General features: G+C 67.8%; 1 protein-coding gene. It reads left to right on the top strand.

Going from position 1 to position 1566, the window contains the following annotated elements:
- Nucleotides 1-90: 90 nt before the first annotated feature.
- The gene (murC, locus tag ASE88_RS02075; protein WP_056474780.1) at nt 91-1521 is read left to right on the top strand and encodes a UDP-N-acetylmuramate--L-alanine ligase; all 1431 of its coding nucleotides are present in this window, start codon (nt 91-93) and stop codon (nt 1519-1521) included.
- The last annotated feature ends 45 nt before the right edge of the window (nt 1522-1566 follow it).

Raw genomic sequence — 1566 nt, 5'->3', positions numbered from 1 at the left:
TCTCCTCCAGCGCTGTGCTTCGTGGCTCGCCCCCTCCACCCCGCCGCTGCGCGTCGCGGTCCCCCTCCCCTTGCAGGGGAGGATTTGCGCATGAAGGGTGTCGCAACGGATATCGGCACGATCCATTTCGTCGGCATCGGCGGGATCGGCATGTCGGGTATCGCCGAGGTGATGAAGAATCTCGGCTATCGCGTGCAGGGCTCCGACGTGGCCGAGGGCTATGTCGTGCAGGGGTTGCGCGACAAGGGGATCCCGGTGGCGATCGGCCATGCCGCGGCGAATATCGGCGATGCCGCGGTGGTGGTCGTGTCGACCGCGATCGTGCGCTCGAACCCCGAGGTCGAGGCGGCGCTCAACGCGCGCGTGCCCGTGGTGCGGCGCGCGGAAATGCTTGCCGAGCTTATGCGGTTGAAGTCGACGGTTGCCGTGGCGGGCACGCACGGCAAGACCACGACGACGTCGATGGTAGCGGCGTTGCTCGATGCCGGCGGCGTCGATCCGACCGTGATCAATGGCGGGATCATCAACTCCTACGGGTCGAACGCGCGACTGGGTGCGAGCGACTGGATGGTCGTCGAGGCGGACGAGAGCGACGGCAGCTTCCTGCGATTGGACGGGACGATCGCGGTCGTCACCAACATCGATCCCGAGCATCTCGATCATTACGGATCGTTCGACGCGGTGAAGGATGCGTTCGTCGAGTTCGTCGAGAACGTGCCCTTCTACGGCGCGGCGTTGCTGTGTCTCGATCATCCCGAGGTGCAGGGGATCCTGCCGCGCGTGCGCGACCGGCGGATCGTGACCTATGGCTTCTCGGCGCAGGCGGATGTCCGCGGTGTCGAGGTGACGCCGATCCCGGGCGGCAACCGCTTCGACTGCGTGGTGCGGACGCGCGACGGCGCAACGCGGACAATCCACGGGATCGAGATGCCGATGCCGGGCCGGCACAATGTCCAGAACGCCTTGGCCGCGATCGGCGTCGCGCTCGAGCTAGGCATCGAGGATGCGACGATCCAGCAGGGCTTTGCCAAGTTCGGCGGCGTGAAGCGGCGGTTCACCAAGGTGGGCGAGGTTCCGGTCGAGGGTGGCGGCGTGGCGATCATCGACGATTACGGGCATCACCCGGTCGAGATCCGTGCGGTGCTGGCCGCGGCGCGCGAGGGGGCGAAGGGGCGCGTGATCGCGGTCGTGCAGCCGCATCGTTATTCGCGGCTCGGCAATCTGATGGAGGATTTCCAGACCGCGTTCAACGACGCGGACCGGGTGCTGGTGACGCCGGTCTATGCGGCGGGCGAGGCGCCGGTCGAGGGCGTCGATGCGGCGGCTTTGGTCGAGGGGCTGAAGCGGCGCGGGCACCGGTTTGCGGGTGTGGTCGCGGATGCGGATGCGCTGGCGGTCGAGCTGGCGGCGACGATCGCGGCGGATGATATGGTCGTCTGCCTTGGCGCGGGCGACATTACGAAGTGGGCGGCCGGGCTGGCCGATGCGATCGCGGTCGAGCGTGCGAAGGTGCCGGCGTGAGTGATCGCGCACAAATCCTCCCCGGTACGGGGAGGGGGACCATGC

The organism is Sphingomonas sp. Leaf38 (genome assembly GCF_001421825.1).
GTDB lineage: Bacteria > Pseudomonadota > Alphaproteobacteria > Sphingomonadales > Sphingomonadaceae > Sphingomonas.
This window is presented reverse-complemented; position numbering and strand designations above follow the sequence as displayed.

What these genes read in the sequence shown, in the direction of transcription:
- murC (WP_056474780.1), top strand. Translation starts at nt 91, where the DNA reads ATGAAGGGTGTCGCAACGGATATCGGCACGATCCATTTCGTCGGCATC.